Origin of the sequence: Rothia sp. HMSC069C10, assembly GCF_001812205.1 — a bacterium.
In the GTDB taxonomy this organism is placed as follows: domain Bacteria; phylum Actinomycetota; class Actinomycetes; order Actinomycetales; family Micrococcaceae; genus Rothia; species Rothia mucilaginosa.
In genome coordinates, this window is the sequence record NZ_KV808282.1 from 1 (window position 1) to 15,961 (window position 15,961).

Here is a 15,961-nt window from a genome sequence, read left to right on the forward strand (position 1 = left end):
GCGTCCAAGTTTCGGGGCGCAGTTCAGTGCCTTCCGGGGGCTTTTCCATGCCAGGTGCACACGCGGTGCACATGACCAGGCGGGGCGTGTGCCGTATGCTGGAAAGAGCGCCCACACACGTGGCGCCAAAGCGTTCAGAGGAGAAAAACGATGTCCTATATCACCGGAGCTATCTACCCGAGCTCGGACCGCCCTCAGCTGGGTGCCACCGAGGAAGAAACCCTCCGCGCCTACGCGGACGAGAACACCGCCGTAGCCCTCGGATACGCCAACCCCGACATCCACGAACTACACGCCCTGCAAAAAACCTTCAACCTGCACGAACTCGCCATCGAAGACGCCGGACGAGGCCACCAGCGCGCCAAACTAGAACGATACGGCGACTCCCTCTTCACCGTCATCCGCCCCGCCATCTACCTCGACAAAGAAGAAGAAGTGCGCCTCAGCGAACTGCACCTCTTCACCGGCCCCCGCTACACCCTCGCACTCGTTCGCGACGAACAGCGCATCAACGACAAGTTCAACCTGCTCTACGCCACCCCCGATGCATCCCCCGCCCGACTGCTGCACCGCATCCTCGACAGCACCGTCGACAGGTACGCCCCCGTGCTCGAGGGACTCGAGAACGACAACGACGAGATTGAAGACATCCTGTTCTCCGCGCACGACCGCCAAGACGCCAACTCCCTGGCGCAGCGCATATACGAGCTACTCAACCAGGTGATTGACTTTCAGCGAGCCTGCCGACCCCTCGAACCGATGATGGGTCGCATCATTGAAGGCCTACGCACCGGCGCGCTCGACCCGTCCCCCTACCCGGGCGCGAGCCAGGGCGAGGTTGAAGACGAGGCCGTGGAACTTGCCCGCCAGTTCCGTAATGTGCTCGACCACGTGGTGCACACGAAGGAACGCCTTGAGGATCTTCGTAGCTCCCTCGAAAACGCCCTGCGCGTGCACGACACCCTGCTCGGTCAGCAACAGAACGACGACACCAAGAAAATTTCCGCCTATGCGGCGCTACTCATGGTGCCCACCATTGTTGGCTCGGTGTACGGCATGAACTTTGAGGTCATGCCCGAGCTCAAGTGGGAGTTCGGCTACCCGGCGGCCCTGCTGCTGATGCTGGTCTCCTGTCTGCTCCTCTACTGGTTCTTCAAGAAGAATAAGTGGCTCTAACAGTCCACAAAACGCCACTGGCTAGGCCTTTAAACGCGTATGCCGCGTAGGGCATACACACATGCCTTACGCGGCGCGGTCGTACTGTGCGCGCATTGCGCGGCGGCAATCGCGACGCTCACGCTTGAACTTCTTACACACAGCCTCCGAATCGGCAAACATGTAGAAGTCCTCCGGCTCAGCCGACAGACCCAAAGTCGACAAGTGAACCAGCGACAGCATCGCGTAGAACATCTCGCGGCGCAGCTCAAAATTGCAGGCACCTGGAGCGGACTCCACCGCAAACACGCCGCCGGTGCACTCCAGCGCGCGCATCGCCCAGTGCTGAGTCCACAGGTCACCATTGACCGGGCTCACGCCCAGGCGAGTTAGCGCCAGGCCGGTACCCTGCACACGCTCAAAGCGCAGGCACATCTCCAGGTCCTTTTCCAGGGGGAACACGAACAGCAGAGCGTTCTGTGCCGCTGCACGCAGCTCAGCCAGGTTCACCTCGTAACCGGAAGCACCCTGAGTCAGGTGACGCATCACGCGGCCCATGGTCGAAGAGGCCGGCGCGGTGCGGAAGCACGAACCGTCAGCCACCAGCTGCTCCAGAACGCCGCGGAGCTCCTCCACGTTGAAACGCTCCATACGGACGATGGTGCCCGCCTGCATCAGCAGGTTAAACTCTGCATCACGGCACAGCTGCTCATCGGCGGTGCAGGAAATCTCTGCGTTTGCGTACTGGCTCTCGTGAGTGGTGTTTTCCATGACCGTTCCTTCCGTAGATGCTGAATCAACCTAGCGGCAACACCGCAGGAGACGGCGTGCCCGGTCGGAAGGATCGTCCCTTCCAACACCTACACTCTATGAGCGACCCCTGACACGATAAGCAGTTTTTAATCTACCCCGGGGTAAAACTGGGAAAATTCCGAAAAATTCTGAAACCACCCGTGAAACCCGGTGAAACCGCCCGTGAAGCCCCGTGAAACAGAGAAAACCGGGTGCCCCCACAGTGGGGAACACCCGGTCACTCATACGGAGTAAGACGGCGCAACTAGCGCTGACGGTACAGCAACCACAGCATATACACGCCACCCAACGCGCCCGTCACCAGGCCCACCGGAATCTGGAACGGCGCCAACGCACGAGCCGACACAAAATCAGCCAGCACCAAAATTACCGAACCCAGCAACGCCGAATGCCACATCGCCATACCCGGAGTGTTCCACAGGCGGCGCGCAATCTGCGGGGCAACCAGCGCCAAGAAACCAATCGGGCCGGCAACAGAAATCGCCACAGCCACCAGGAGTACGGCGGCCGCCACCAGCATGTTCACGGTCCTCTTCACCGGCAGACCCAAACCCGCTGCCAAATCGTCGCCGAGCTCCAAGACGCGCAGGCGATGCGTCAGCATCAGCACCAGCGGAATAGCCACCAGCAGCAGCACTGCCTGCACCGACATCTGATTCCACGACAGCGCATTCAGCGAACCGTGCTGCCAGGTCTTCGCCGCCTCCGCCTTCTCCAAATCACCGCGCGTAATCAGGTAATCATTTACGGAACTGAGCATCGCACTCACCGCAATACCAATCAGCACCATCTTCTGACCCATCGTCGCGCCACCGCGCACACCCGCCAGAAGCATCACCACAGCCGCCGTCGCAAAACCGCCAATAATAGCGCCCATGCCCATACCCACGCCGGTAGAACTCAACGACCCAATCAGCACCACAGACAGGGCACCGGTCGCCGAACCCACCGTGAAACCGATAATATCCGGCGAACCCAGAGCATTACGCGAAACCGACTGAAAAATAGCGCCCGACAAGCCCAAAGCCGCACCCACCACCACGGCGGCAAGCATACGCGGCAGACGCTGATTCAACACCAGCTGACGCTCAATCTCCGTGCCCTCACCCTGAAAAATCAGGCGAAACACCTGATCAGGGCTCATCTGATAACTACCAAACACCAGGGAGGCGACCGCCGCCACCACAAGCACCGCCACCACCAGCAGGGTACGCGGAATAGGGGTGCGGTAACGCCCCGGGATACGCACAGACCCGGCAACAGCAGACCCGGCTACAGAACGAGACACAACGCTCACAATAAAACCTCTCAGAAACCGGGACCTACGAACCAGATACGCCAGTCGAACCAGACGAACCACGTGCAACAGGGCGCTGAGCACGATGCGGACCGTGCTCCGACACATGAGCCGGACCCGACTCATCGTGCGCCTGCGCCTTCGCACCCATGCGGCCCTTCTTCGCACCGCGCGCACCCGTACTCAATCGCAGCACCAGAACCATTAGCACCGGGGCACCAATAAAGGCGGTCACAATACCCACCTCAAGCTCACTCGGCATCACCAGAACGCGACCCAAAATATCGGAGGCAAGTACCAACACCGGGCCGTACACCAGCGACAGCGGCAGCACACGCGCAATATCGGAACCCACCAGCAGACGCACCACATGCGGCACGACCAGGCCCACAAAACCAATCGGGCCCGCAACCGCAGTCGCCGCACCACACAGTGCCATGATCGCAATAATCGTCGCGCCACGCACCATTGTCACCGGCACACCCAGGCCGGCTGCCGCATCCTCTCCAAGTGCCAGGGCACGCAGAGGACCAATCAGCATGAACGACAGCACCAAACCCAACGCCACAAAGGGCAGCGCAGACAGCACCTGCTCAAAGGTGCGGTTCTCCAGCGAACCCACCACCCAGAAACGGTGCGAATCAAAAGCCTTCGAATTAAACATCGTGATAATGCCGGTAATCGTGCCCAGGCAGGCATTCACCGCCACACCCGTCAGCACCAGACGCGCCGTCGAATCCAGGTTCGGTTTAGAATCCACCAGGCCCATGACGAACACCAGCGCCGCCGCCAGACCCGAACCGGCCAGCGCCAGCCAGAGCTGAACGAACGGGGACGACACCCCAAAAACGCCCACACCGACCACCACGGAGGCGGCAGCACCCGAGTTCACACCCAGCAGACCCGGCTCAGCCAGCGGGTTACGGCTCAACGCCTGCATGAGCACACCCGACACCGCCAACGCGGCACCCACCAGCAACGCCGCGGCGGTACGCGGGGCACGCTTCGCCCAAATCAGCTTCGACTCGATGGTGTTCGCCTCCGGGTGGAGGAAACCGTCAATGGAGCGGTCCAGGGTGAACAGGCGCGAACCCACCGTAAACGACAGGGCGCAAAGCAGCACTAGCAGAACGCCGCCAATAATGAGCGCAACCGCCAGACGCGAGATAGACTTGCCACCCTGACCGCCAGAGGAGGCGCCAGATACGGCGTCCGAAGAAGCGGAGAGGGCACGAATTTTCGCCAGGGAAGCAGCGCTAACGGCGGGTCCGGAAGAGGGGGAGGTCTGTGGTGTCATAGGCTTTGGAGGTGGTGGGGGAGCGGTGTGCTCCCGTGCGGACGGAGGATGCTTAACGTATCAATAGATAAGTATTAAGTATCGCATATGCATATATGAGGTTATCCTAATAATATGGCAAATATGACGAACAAGATCACCCGCCGCTCCTTCGGCGCACTCGCACTCGGTTCCTTCGGTGCCCTCGCCCTGGCGGCATGCGGCTCCTCCAACACTTCCGGCTCTTCCTCCGCGTCTGCTTCTGCGACCGGTAAGAAGGTGGCACCCTCCGCCCTGCCCTCCGGCATGGGCACCACCACCGTTGACGGCGAATTCCCCCGTACCGTCAAGCACTTCCGCGGTGAAACCACCATCAAATCCGCACCCTCCAAGGTCGTGATTCTCTCCACCGGTCAGCTCGACGGCGTGCTCTCCCTGGGCGTCGTGCCCGTCGGCGCGGCAACCGCAGGCGACGCCGACCTGGTCCCCACCTACCTGAAGACCAAGTTCTCCAATAAGTCCGCAGAGCTCGACAAGATTGCCAAGGTCGGTAAGCGCACCGACCCGGACGTTGAGGCCATCGCAAACCTCAAACCCGACCTGATCCTCATTAACAACACCAACAAGAAGGACGAGCTGTACGAGTCCCTCGCCAAGATCGCGCCGACCGTGGTCACCGAGGGAACCGGCATCAACTGGAAGCAGGACTTCCTGCTGATTGCCGCCGCGCTGGGCACCACCGAGAAGGCTGAGAAGCTCATGGAGGAGTACAACACCAAGGCGAAGTCGGTCGGTCAGAAGGCTGGCAGTGAGAAGACCTTCTCCTTCCTGTACGCTTCCGCTGACCGCACCCGCATCTTCGCGAAGTCCTCGTTCGTGGGCTCCATCTGCGCGGATGCGTCCCTGGCACGTCCCGCAGCTGCGCAGGTTGAGAAGACCTCCATCGACTTGAGCTCCGAGCAGCTTGACCAGGCTGACGGCGACTACCTGTTCTACGGTGTGCAGGGCGGCGACGAGTCCAAGCTGACCGGTGAGGCGCTGTGGAGCACCCTCAAGGCTGTTACCGAGAAGCACGCGCACAGCGTGGATTCTGACATGTTCTTCCTGAACGCTGGCCCGGCTGCCGCGCTTGGTGTTCTGGAGACCATCGAGAAGGCACTCTAAAGGTTCTAGCCTCTCGTAGAGATTCGTAGAGATTCGCCGGGAAGCCCCGCTTCTTACCTCTCATGCCCGCGTATGAGGGTGAGGAGGCGGGGCTTTCTGCACGCTTGGCACCTGCTTTCGCACCTGATTGTCGCCGCCGGATGCACTCGTGACCGGAATTGGTGCGCGCCCGCCCGAAATAGGGTCTAATGGGGGTAGAAGGCGCAGCGGTACCGTAGCCCCGCGCCCGACACACCGAACCTTACACACCGATTAATTCACCGACGAAACGAGCACACAATGCCGAAGAACAAGCCCTCCGAAGAGACCCTGGCGCAGGCACGCCGCGTCATCGACGCGCTCAACGAGCGTGGCGCCCACAAGCAGGCAATCCGCCTGAAGGTAACCCGCCCCGACGCCCCGCTGCCGCAGACCGCATCCAAGTTTGGTGGCCGACCGTACCTGCCCGCGGGCGAGTCCGCGCCGACCAATGAGAAGGGTGAGCCGTTGGGCATGATTGCGCAGATTAACTGCGCTGACCTGCCTGAAAACGACATCTACCCGGCAACCGGTCTGCTGCAGTTCTGGATTAACCCCAACGACGAAAAGTGCATGTGGGGTTACGACTACAAGAACCCGCTCTCGCAGAAAAACCACCGCGTGGTCTACTACGAGACGTTGGATGAGCCGAACCCGGATGCCCCCTTCCCGACCGTGAATTGGGATAAATACGATTGGCCTCTGGGCCCCGAGGGCGAGGACGTTTCTGAGGCGACCACCGAGTACGCACTTGCCTTCGAGACCTGGGAACAGAGCTTCCTGGACGGTGGCCTCGAAATCTACGACCAGTTCGCTGATGCCTGGGATGAAATGTACCCGGACCAGAAGCTTCCCGAGAACCCGAACGCACGCGATAACGCCTCCTACAACCTGCTGGAGCCCTTCGAATCGGAGGAGAGGGATTACTCGTATATTGGCGGCTACCCTTCGTTCGCGCAGGGTGACCCGCGCGATGAGTTTGAGGAGCTGCGCGGCCACTCGGTGAACCTGCTGACTATCGAGTCGGAGTGGGGCGAGGATGCTGAGGAGGACGTGTACGTGATATGGAGTGATGCCGGTGCAGCGAACTGGCTGATTACCCCGGAGGCACTTGCCGCCCGCGACTTCTCGCAGGTCGTCTTTGAGTGGGCTTGCAGCTAGACACCGTATTACTTTCACATCATCAATGAGGAGACTCTAAAATGCTCGACAACAAGCCGTTCAAGGACATCGAGAAGCAGGCGAAGCACGTTATCGACCTGCTCAACCAGGAGGGTGCCCGCAAGAAGGCTATCGCGCTGAAGCCCTTCGTTCCCGCCGATCCCTTGCCGCAGACTGCCTCCAAGTTTGGTGGCCGCCCCTACCTGCCCGCTGGCGAGTCCGCACCGACCAATGAGAAGGGTGAGCCGCTGGGTATGATTGCGCAGATTAACTGCGCTGACCTGCCCGAAAACGACCTGTACCCCGCCACCGGTCTGCTGCAGTTCTGGATGGACCCGAACGACGAAGAATGCCTGTGGGGTTACGACTACGAGAACCCGCTCTCTCAGAAGAATCACCGCGTCGTCTACTACGAGACGTTGGGCGAACCGAACCCGGACGCCCCGTTCCCGAACGTGGACTGGGACGAAGGCGGTTGGCCCATTGGCGGTTTCGACTGTGAGAGCGGCCCGCTCGAAATTGAGTACGGCATGACCTTTGAGGTGCGTGAGCAGGGTGTGACCGCATCCGGCTACGACTACTATGACCTCTTTGGCAAGAAATGGGATGAAACCTACCCGGATGAGTTGCTGCCCGAGGCGCACAAAAACCCGTATAAGAACCAGCCTCGCCGCGAAGCTATCTACGAGCTGACGGACCCCTTCGAGTCGGATGAAGAGTACTCCCACGTGGGCGGATACCCGTACTTCGTGCAGAATGACCCGCGTGACGAGTTCAAGGAGCTGCGCGGCCACACGGTGAACCTGCTGACTATCGTCTCCGAGTCGGAGAACGAGGAGAACGAAGACGAAGAAATCGAGATCATGTGGGGTGATGCCGGTGCGGCGAACTGGCTGATTACTCCGGAGACGCTTGCCGCCCGCGATTTCTCGCAGGTCGTCTTTGAGTGGGCCTGCGGCTAAGTAAGGTCTTGGCTGAGTAGCCGCAGGGGAGGGAAATAGAGAATAACCGCTCTATTTCCCTCCCCTTTTTGTGTACCTTTTATCGGGCACTTCTAAGCAGCGCGATACTTACGGTTCTTACTACGCGGCGGAGCCGTCGGGACAATCAGCTTCGCCTCCACAAGACTGCGCAGGTCATTCGTAATGGAGGTACGTGAAGCGCCCCGACCCCAATGTTCTTGGATATACGCCGTGGAAACAGCCTCGCCCTGTGCGCGCAGGCCGCGCACAATACCAGCCTGGCGTTCGCTGAGACCATCAAGCGACACGTCGACTCCCGTCGGTTCGACGGCGTCGGCTGAATCTTTGCCCGTGGAATGGGTTGCTTGCTGAGTCTTATCCTCAGGTGTGGTCTTCTGTTCCGTAGAAGACACATCCTGTGGGGGTTGCATCAGAGTGACCTGCACATAGAGTAGACGGTCAGCAAACTGGGGAGCGGGCAGACCCGCCTCCTTCAGCGCGCGCAGAACCGTGGGAATACCCGAAGCCCTGTTCTCCGCAATCAAACGCCCCGTCGCCGGGTCGGGCAGGTCAGTCAGAATGCTCGCCAGGTAGCTATTGCGGGTTGAAGAAACACCGGGCTGACCAAAATCTCGGATAGTCACGGCACCGTAAATACCACCCGGGCTACGCACCACCAGGCGGTTGGTGTAGAGCTCAACCTGCACCTGCGAGCCGCGCGCACCCGGCGAGTAGTCGCGGTGCATGAGGGCGTTAACCAGGAGCTCACGGATAGCCTCCAGCGGATACTCGTAGCGCTCAACCCGCCCGATACCGCTGCTGTTGAGACCCTCCATCGTGGACGTTTTGCGCATATTGCGAACCAAAACGCCCATCGCTTCATCCAGCATGGAGGGGATAGGCCCGGTACAGCTGTGATTGTCTAGGAAACGTCGACCGTCCTCGGTGACCTCACCGAGTTCTTCACCGGGAAGAACAACGACGCTCATCATCAGCTGCGGGAAGAACGCCTGCGGGTAGGAGCCCATGGCGAGAAGCGCCCCAAGAGTGGGCACTTCTCGACCCTCAGAATCGATGCGCAGAATGCGTGCCTGCAGAAGAACCTCACGGTCAGAAAGCGCCGCAAAAACGCGAGGCTGTTCTTCGCGGAGGCGGGCAACGTAGGCGCTGACGAGGGTGGGTGAGAGGTCCTTGAAGCTTGCCTCGCTGACGAGTTCCTCGTCGTAGCGGGGCTGACTGCGGTTCTCTAGGAGGCGGTCAATCTCGTACTTGGTGAGGCGAATATCGGCCTCGCCGACGCGCTGGTAGGAGCCGTTGTACATGCCGTGTGTTTCGATGTAGTAGGGCTTCTGCGTCGGGTCGCCGGGGAGTACGTCGATGCGCACGATACGGTGCTGCTCATCTGCCGCCTCAATTTGAATATCTACCGGGGGTCGAGGCGTGATCTTGGAACGGATTGCCTCAACGGATGCGTCGTGGACTGCCTGTGCATTGAAACCTTCAACCGGTTGCAGACCCTCTGCCGGGTCGGTCAGGCCAAGAAGGATGGTGCCACCGTCGCCGTTAGCGAAGGCGCTAACGGTTTCAAGAACGGACTTAGGGAACCCGCCAGCGGCAGCTTTGACTTCTACCCGCCCGTTTTCAGCCCGGTTATGGCGTAGGTTTTTGATGAGTTCGGCGGTGTTTGTTTCCATGCATGCTCCCGATGGCTACTTCTTGGTGAACGTCATAGCAACGTCATAACAGCATCATAACAATTTCTGTTATGAAGTTGTTATGATCCTGCGATAATGTTGTTATGATGCGATATTTTCCTCGCGCCTTGAACCTTGAAAACCCCGGATTTGCAAGCTAAAACCGGGTATTTTGCCGGCGCTGATTGAGCGCGCATCATAACAGCCGTCATAACAACTTCTGTTATGACAGCTGATATGATGCCCCGTCATAATCCGCAATAAACGACACATAGGTACCCGCACTTGGTGCGCCCCCGTGACGGTGGCACAGTATAAAGTCGAGCCACTATCGACTCCCCGCCCATCCCCGGCGGGCAGATACACCAGGAGCAAACCAATGGCTGAACACACTTTCGGCTTCCGAACCCGCGCACTACACGCGGGCGGCACCCCCGACGCCGAGCACGGATCCCGCGCGGTCCCCATCTACCAGACCACCTCCTTCGTCTTCAAGGACGCTGACGACGCGGCGAACCTCTTCTCCCTGCAGAAGTACGGCAACATCTACTCGCGTCTGTCCAACCCCACCGTCGCCGCGCTGGAGGAGCGCATCGCCTCCCTCGAAGGCGGTATCGGTGCGGTAGCGACCGCATCCGGCATGGCTGCCGAGTTCATCACCTTCGCGGCTCTGTGCCAGCAGGGCGACCACATTGTGGCATCTTCCCAGCTGTACGGCGGCACCGTCACCCAGCTGGACGTGTCTCTGCGCCGCTTCGGCATTGAGACCACCTTCGTGCCCGGCACCGACCCCGCCGACTACAAGGCGGCGCTGACCGAGAACACCAAGGCGATCTACACCGAGATCGTGGCGAACCCCTCCGGTGAGGTTGCCGACCTGGAAGGCCTTGCAGAGGTCGCCCACGAGGCGGGCATCCCCCTGGTCGTGGACGCAACCCTGTCCACCCCCTACCTGATCCGCCCCATCGAGCACGGCGCGGACATTGTCATCCACTCGGCAACTAAGTTCCTGGGCGGTCACGGCACCACCCTCGGCGGTATCGTCGTCGAGTCCGGTCGTTTCAACTGGGGTAACGGCAACTTCCCGTCCATGACCGAGCCGGTTCCCTCCTACAACGGCGTGTCCTGGTGGGGTAACTTCGGTGAGTTCGGTTTCCTGACTAAGCTGCGTTCTGAGCAGCTGCGTGACTTCGGTCCGTCGCTGAGCCCGCAGTCCGCGTTCAACCTGCTGCAGGGTGTTGAGACTCTGCCGCAGCGCATGGATGCGCACCTCGCCAACGCTAAGCAGGTCGTCAACTGGCTGGTTGAGGACGAGCGTATCGCCTACGTGAACTACGCTGGCCTGGAAGACCACCCGCACTACGAGCGTGCGAAGAAGCTGCTGCCGCTGGGTGTTGGTTCCGTGTTCTCCTTCGGTGTGAAGGCGACTGAGAAGGCTTCCGGCCGTCTGGTTGGTGGCGAGTTCATTGGTGCGCTGCAGCTGGCAAGCCACCTGGCGAACATTGGTGACGCCCGCACCCTGGTTCTGCACCCGGGTTCGACCACTCACCAGCAGCTGACCGCTGAGCAGCTTAAAGCTGGCGGTGTCGGTGAGGACCTGATCCGTATCTCGGTGGGTCTGGAAGACGTCGAAGACATCATTTGGGACCTGGACCAGGCGCTGACTTACGCGACTGGCCTGAACCACGCCGGTGAGCGTGTGGGCGAGTCCAGTGCAGACAAGATTGTGGAGGCTGAGGAGGCGGTTGCCGCCGCTAAGGCCGCCGAGGACGCTGCCGCCGCTGAGGCTGCTGCTGGCGCATCCTGCTCCCTGCCTACTACCACTCAGGAGGAGAAGTAATGACTGAGAAGCGTACCTGGGTGGGTCCTTCCGCCCCTGAGCGTCTGAACATTCTGCGTAATACCCGCACGATTGCGATTGTGGGTATGAGCGATAAGATTTCGCGTGCCTCCTACTTTGTGGCGACGTACCTGCAGTCGGCTTCGCCGTACAAGCTGTACTTTGTGAACCCGATTCTGGCGGCGAAGGGCAAGCTTGTGCTGGGTCAGCCGGTGTACCCGTCGCTGCAGGACCTGCCGGAGGTCCCGGATCTGGTGGAGATTTTCCGCCGTAATGAGGACCTGCAGGGCGTGGTGCAGGAGGCTGTTGACCTGGGCGCGAAGACCGTCTGGATGCAGCTGGGCTCCTGGAACGAGGAGGCCGCCGCAATCGGTGAGGCCGCCGGCCTGAATGTGGTGATGGATAAGTGCGTGAAGATTGAGCATGCGCGTTTCCACGGTGGCCTGCACCTGGCTGGTTTCAATACGGGCGTGATTTCTTCGAAGCGTCAGGTGCTGTCCAAGTAGCCTGCGCTGTGTAAGCTGCGGCTACCGTAGCTTGTAATTACAAAAATTAGGCGCTTGTCAGCGTGCTAGGAGGGGCGTACCCGGGGTGATTCCCGGGTACGCCCCTCCTTCATTAAGGACGATGTAGCGATATAAGCAACCAGAAGATAACCAGGGAAAACGCCCAGATTCCTTGAGAGCGTGTAGCTTCAATGTTATGGTTGTACTAACAGTCCCCCCTCCGCCTCTGATTCAAGCGCATCTCGAGGGGGTCCTTTTTTATGTTCGGTTCTACGGCGAACCGAGTAAGGAGAGCAGTGGTTTTGCCCAAGGAATCGTGCGTATTTCTGCCTTCAATAGAGGACCAGAAGGAATACCTTGTTGCTAAGAGGTATTTTCCTCAGGGAACGACCCTGAGCGATGATGACCGAGACATGCTTGCATGCTCTAATTTCCACTACCTTCTGGGATACTTTCGTAATTACAACAAATACAAGAGCGAGGGATTTCTGCCTGAGAAGCCAGACATCTCAGATATTTTAGATATTGTGCGTATGGATGTGGAGGTCTCTTCCCTCCTGTACGGATACATGAGGCAGAGCGAACAGGCGATTCGAGCTGCATGGGTGGAAGCATTCTGTACTTATCGTAGTCCCCATGAGTACCTCAACCCGGATGTATATATCTGCATAAATCAGGACAGGCCAGTAGATGCGCTTATCAAAGATATGATGCGGCATATCCTGCGATACCGTGAACCGTATGTTCGTGAGCGTATTGAGGAGTGGTGGAAATCTTGCGCTAAAAGTTCCTCTAAAAATCCCTCTGAAAGCTTGGAAGACTGGGAAGATGTTGAGGCGCTTCGAGAGATGATGCAAAAAGAGCTTCCCCTGTGGTCTATTGTTGATTCGTTTTCTTTGGGACTTCTCTCCCACGCAGTGGTCCAAAGTTATGCTTCAGAAACCTCCACTGAGTCTGGAGGTTCTGAAAAGTTGCTGCTCTACAAAAAGACCGCAGGGTATATGGGGGTGAACCATAAGCACTTTGAGGGCCGTCTTAAGTCTCTGACCACTCTGAGAAACCGTGTAGCTCATGGTTCTCGCCTCTGGATGATGCCAACGACTGATACCTCTGCAAAGCCTAAAATTTTTGCTAAGGACCTCCGCGAAGCGGACCCGAAAGGTATGTTGGTCAGCTTCGCCAATGTTGCTCTTTTGCAGGGAAACACCTGTCGTCAGAGGGAGGCCTGGAAAGCGATAAAAGCTTTAGTGAAGCAGAATGAGAGCTACTACATTGGCGTAGGTTCGCAGAAAATCTTCTGAAAACAGCGACAGTCCCGCAGGCACCTCGCATTATGACGCTGGCGTTCTCATTGGACTAAGAGAGGGGGCGTACCCGGGGTGATTCCCGGGGCGCCCCTAATCTGTGCCCGGTGGAGCATTCGGCGCGTTGTGGGCGAGATTGAGGGCGTAGCATCGCCCCTTGTCGAGAGCAGTTCAGCTTTAAGGTAAACCTGACCCCTATGTTCTGGGGTGCTAAGCCGGTATCCTAGTGTGGAGCCCGGCGGCCGGTACACAGCACACACGCGTACCGACCGCCGGGTTTTCCTCTCTCACAGATTGTGACGGAATATTACGTTGAATTCTCTCGGGTCTGGAATAACTGTAGGATAGCCAGCGTTGCACCCGCAGAGAGGGGCACACCGCACGATGCCCCCGGGTTACCGCAGGGTGACAACCCGCAACTACAAGAGCATCAACCACCACACGAAAGAAGAACACTATGTCCGCAATGATTAACCGCCGCACAGTCCTCGCAGGCACCGCCTTCACCGGCCTGGCTGCACTGCTCGCAGCGTGCGGTTCGTCCAGCGGCAGCACCGCATCCAGCACCAACAAGCTGGAGGCTATCAAGTCTGCCGGCAAGATCCGTGTGGGCTTGGAGGGCACCTACCGCCCCTTCTCCTTCCACGACTCGAACGGCGCCCTGGTCGGTTTCGAGAAGGAAATCATCGACCTGGTCGCTAAGGACCTGGGCGTGACTGCAGAGTTCACCGAAACCCCCTGGGATTCGCTGATCGCCGGCGTGGACGCTGACCGCTACGACATCGTCATCAACAACGTTTCTGCAACCGACGAGCGTAAGCAGAAGTACGACTTCTCCGTACCCTACCTGTACTCCGAGCCGAAGGTCGCCGTGAAGAAGGATTCTTCCCTGCAGAACGTGAGCGAGATTTCCGGTCACTCCTCGGCGCAGTCTGAGACCTCGAACTTCCGCAAGATGGTGGAGGCGAAGGGCGCCTCGATCGTGGTTGTTTCCGGTTTCGACGAGGCTATCGAGCAGGTCCTCTCGGGCCGTGCAGAGATGACCGCGAACGACTCCGTGTCCTTCGCCGAGTACTTGAAGGAGCACCCGGACGCTAACCTGCGCCTGCTCTCCGGTGACCTGGGCACCGGTAGCAACTCCTCCATCCTGCTGCCTAAGGGCCAGGACGCCCTGCGTAACGCTATCGACGAGTCGCTGAAGAAGCACCTGGAGAACGGTGACATCAAGGCGATTTACGAGAAGTACGTGGGCGAAGACCTCTCCCCGAAGAACTAACACTCTCATAAGGAGCTGAGTTCCGCGCATGGAACGCTACCTCAACCTCTGGGCAGAATCACTGCCGCAGCTGCTGACCTCGACGGTGGCAGTGACCATTCCGCTATCGCTCATCTCCTTCGCGCTGGCGCTGCTGGTGGGCATCATCTCCGCCGGCGCGCGCACGAGCCGCTTTGCACCGGTGAACTGGCTGGCCTGGCTGTATATCTGGGTCTTCCGCGGCACCCCGCTGCTGGTTCAGCTGTTCATCGTCTTCTACGGCCTGCCGAAGGTCGGTATCGCTCTGGATGTGTGGAGTGCCGCAATCATCACGATGAGCCTGCACACCGGCGCGTACGTGGCGGAGACGTTCCGCTCCGCGGTGGCGGCCATTCCGCGCGGCCAGTTTGAGGCGGCGGCAACCCTGAACTTCACCCGCATGCAGACCCTGCGCCACGTGGTCATTCCGCAGGCGGTGCGCATCGCGCTGCCGAACCTGGGTAACAACTTCATCGACCTGATTAAGGGCACCTCGCTGGTGTCGGTCATTTCAATGGTTGACCTGTTCCAGACCGGTAAGCAGATTGCTTCACGCACCTTCGAGCCGCTGGCAATGTACTCCGAGGTCGCCATCATTTACCTGGTGATTTTCACTCTGCTGACCGCCGCGCAGTCTGCGCTGGAGAAGTACAGCAACCGTTACGTAAGGAGCAACAATGCTTAGCGTTGATTCCCTGTCGAAGAGCTTCGGCGATACGCAGGTGCTCAAGAACATCAGCCTGGACATCCCCGACGGCGAGACCACGGTTATTCTGGGCCCGTCCGGTAGCGGTAAGTCCACTCTGCTGCGCTGCCTGAACCTGCTGGAAACCCCGCAGTCCGGCACGCTCACCATTGACGACGCGCAGGTGGACTACAGTCAGAAGCTCACCGACGCGCAGGTGCGTGATATTCGTTCCCGTTCGGCGATGGTGTTCCAGCAGTTCAACCTGTTTCCGAACTACACGGCGTTGAAGAACGTGGCGCTCGCCCCGACCCTCAACGGCACCCTGAACGCTCAGCAAGCGCAGGAGCGTGCCCGCGAGCTGCTGGCGAAGGTGGGTCTTGCCGACAAGGTAGATTCCTACCCGGACGCTCTCTCTGGTGGTCAGCAGCAGCGTGTGGCGATTGCCCGCGCCTTGGCGTTGGAACCCTCCTACCTGCTCTTTGATGAGCCGACGAGTGCGCTGGATCCCGAGCTGGAGGCGGAGGTGATCCGCGTGCTCATGCAGCTGGCGAAGGAGGGCCGCTCCCTGGTCATCGTGACGCACAATATGGCGTTTGCGAAGAAGGTTGCGGATCGTATCGTGTTCCTGGAGAACGGTACCCTGCGTTATAACGGGGAGCCGACCGGTTTCTTTGCTTCGGATGATGAGCGTATCCGTAAGTTCTTGACGGTGTACGACAGCACCGAGTACACGATTTAGCCGTACTGCACATAGTAAATATGGGCTGGCTTCTGCCGGTCAGATAATCA

14 protein-coding genes are annotated in these 15,961 nt (G+C 59.4%); 10 read left to right on the top strand and 4 right to left on the bottom strand.

Annotated elements, in window-relative coordinates; all coding sequences use genetic code 11:
• The first annotated feature begins 150 nt into the window (after window positions 1-150).
• Entirely contained in the window at window positions 151-1,176 is a 1,026-nt protein-coding gene (locus HMPREF2842_RS00005; protein WP_049357905.1) for a magnesium and cobalt transport protein CorA, read from the top strand.
• Between the two features lie 66 nt (window positions 1,177-1,242).
• Here HMPREF2842_RS00005 and HMPREF2842_RS00010 read toward each other — a convergent pair whose 3' ends face one another.
• The 3 genes from HMPREF2842_RS00010 to HMPREF2842_RS00020 form a co-directional block, all read right to left on the bottom strand.
• A complete protein-coding gene (locus tag HMPREF2842_RS00010) occupies window positions 1,243-1,926 on the bottom strand; it encodes an integrase (protein ID WP_070641763.1) in 684 nt (227 codons plus the stop codon).
• A gap of 286 nt (window positions 1,927-2,212) precedes the next feature.
• Window positions 2,213-3,265, bottom strand: coding sequence for a FecCD family ABC transporter permease (locus HMPREF2842_RS00015; RefSeq protein WP_070634262.1), 1,053 nt, complete (start codon window positions 3,263-3,265; stop codon window positions 2,213-2,215).
• A 25-nt stretch (window positions 3,266-3,290) separates the two neighbouring features.
• Window positions 3,291-4,562 carry a FecCD family ABC transporter permease gene (locus HMPREF2842_RS00020; protein WP_070634263.1) on the bottom strand — a complete coding sequence of 424 codons (1,272 nt, stop codon included), beginning with the start codon at window positions 4,560-4,562 and terminating at the stop codon, window positions 3,291-3,293.
• 123 nt (window positions 4,563-4,685) lie between these two features.
• Here HMPREF2842_RS00020 and HMPREF2842_RS00025 point away from each other — a divergent pair, with 123 nt between their 5' ends.
• From HMPREF2842_RS00025 to HMPREF2842_RS00035, 3 genes are all read left to right on the top strand, one after another.
• Entirely contained in the window at window positions 4,686-5,705 is a 1,020-nt protein-coding gene (locus HMPREF2842_RS00025) for an ABC transporter substrate-binding protein (protein ID WP_070641847.1), read from the top strand.
• A 279-nt stretch (window positions 5,706-5,984) separates the two neighbouring features.
• On the top strand, window positions 5,985-6,884 hold the full coding sequence (locus HMPREF2842_RS00030; RefSeq protein WP_070641764.1) for a YwqG family protein: 900 nt from the start codon (window positions 5,985-5,987) through the stop codon (window positions 6,882-6,884).
• 41 nt (window positions 6,885-6,925) lie between these two features.
• Window positions 6,926-7,846, top strand: a complete 921-nt coding sequence (locus tag HMPREF2842_RS00035) for a YwqG family protein (protein WP_070605134.1) — start codon at window positions 6,926-6,928, stop codon at window positions 7,844-7,846.
• 92 nt (window positions 7,847-7,938) lie between these two features.
• Here the strand turns inward: HMPREF2842_RS00035 and HMPREF2842_RS00040 are convergent, their stop codons facing one another.
• A complete protein-coding gene (locus tag HMPREF2842_RS00040) occupies window positions 7,939-9,540 on the bottom strand; it encodes an ATP-binding protein (protein ID WP_070605131.1) in 1,602 nt (533 codons plus the stop codon).
• 379 nt (window positions 9,541-9,919) lie between these two features.
• Between HMPREF2842_RS00040 and HMPREF2842_RS00045 the strand changes: the two genes are divergently transcribed.
• The 6 genes from HMPREF2842_RS00045 to HMPREF2842_RS00070 all read left to right on the top strand — a co-directional run bounded on the left by HMPREF2842_RS00045 (window position 9,920) and on the right by HMPREF2842_RS00070 (window position 15,911).
• Window positions 9,920-11,380 (top strand): O-acetylhomoserine aminocarboxypropyltransferase/cysteine synthase family protein, encoded by a 1,461-nt coding sequence (locus tag HMPREF2842_RS00045; protein ID WP_070641766.1) that lies wholly within the window; start codon window positions 9,920-9,922, stop codon window positions 11,378-11,380.
• Window positions 11,380-11,886, top strand: coding sequence for a CoA-binding protein (locus tag HMPREF2842_RS00050; RefSeq protein WP_070641768.1), 507 nt, complete (start codon window positions 11,380-11,382; stop codon window positions 11,884-11,886). Before HMPREF2842_RS00045 ends, HMPREF2842_RS00050 begins: the two co-directional genes overlap by 1 nt.
• Before the next feature lie 296 nt (window positions 11,887-12,182).
• Entirely contained in the window at window positions 12,183-13,187 is a 1,005-nt protein-coding gene (locus HMPREF2842_RS00055) for an Abi family protein (protein ID WP_049361881.1), read from the top strand.
• 460 nt (window positions 13,188-13,647) lie between these two features.
• Window positions 13,648-14,466, top strand: a complete 819-nt coding sequence (locus HMPREF2842_RS00060) for a transporter substrate-binding domain-containing protein (RefSeq protein WP_070641770.1) — start codon at window positions 13,648-13,650, stop codon at window positions 14,464-14,466.
• A gap of 28 nt (window positions 14,467-14,494) precedes the next feature.
• Complete coding sequence (locus tag HMPREF2842_RS00065) at window positions 14,495-15,169, top strand: amino acid ABC transporter permease (RefSeq protein ID WP_049346553.1); 675 nt, start codon at window positions 14,495-14,497, stop codon at window positions 15,167-15,169.
• Window positions 15,162-15,911: an amino acid ABC transporter ATP-binding protein gene (locus HMPREF2842_RS00070; RefSeq protein ID WP_005507268.1), complete on the top strand. Its 750-nt coding sequence runs from the start codon at window positions 15,162-15,164 to the stop codon at window positions 15,909-15,911. The genes HMPREF2842_RS00065 and HMPREF2842_RS00070 overlap by 8 nt, the downstream gene beginning before the upstream one ends.
• Window positions 15,912-15,961: the final 50 nt, after the last annotated feature.